The sequence below is a fragment of the Phormidium sp. CCY1219 genome (assembly GCF_055795085.1).
Genome location: NZ_JAYFEQ010000303.1, coordinates 1 through 734, shown reverse-complemented (window position 1 = coordinate 734; position 734 = coordinate 1). Strand labels below are relative to the sequence as shown.

Genomic DNA, 734 nt, shown 5'->3' with positions numbered 1-734 from the left:
TTCTGCAATTTAATTGTTGACCAACCGCATAAAATAACAATGATTAACCTCAAAGTAATCACTCAATTGTATGGTCAAACAAGCAGATATTGGCAGCAAACGCCTGATTAGTCTGGCACCAGAACTGTGGGTGCAATGGGTAACGCAAATTCAACAAGTAGAGGTGCGAGATATTATCGCCTCCGAATTTCAGTGGGTCAGTCGGGAAAGCGATGTATTGGTGCGTGCCTATACCCCGGAAGAGGGGGAATTTTTAGTCCTCAATGAATTGCAATTACGCTACAATAACAAAATCCCGCGAAGAATGCGCGCTTATGCCGCATTAGCCGAAGAACGTTACCAACTGCCCACTTATCCCGTTCTGATTAATATCTTGCCCCCGGGACCATCGGTTTCCATTGCCAATGGCTACGAATCCGAGTTTCGAGGATTGCAAGCGCGACAGGATTATCGAGTGATTAATCTGTGGGAAGTCGAGGCAGAAATTGCTTTGCAACAACCCCTTCCCACCCTGCTTCCCTTTGTGCCCATTTTAAGAAATGGTGGAGAGGAATCCACCGTGCGCCGCGCCTTGCAGTTGTTACGAAGCAACGAGCAACTCGATGAATTAGAACCCTTACTGGCATTTTTTGCTACCTTTGTCTTAGAAATACCCCTAGTTCAACAAATTATGAGGTGGGATATGGCCGTGTTACGAGAATCTCCCTGGTACCAAGAAATTTTGCAGCAGGGTC

Annotated in this window: 1 protein-coding gene; it reads left to right on the top strand. The window is 46.2% G+C overall.

Translation table 11 applies throughout. The features are described 5' to 3' along the window. Window positions 1-70: 70 nt before the first annotated feature. Window positions 71-734, top strand: a 664-nt coding sequence (locus AC0QH1_RS05015) for an RpnC/YadD family protein (RefSeq protein WP_324629817.1), incomplete at its 3' end; no start/stop codon positions are given.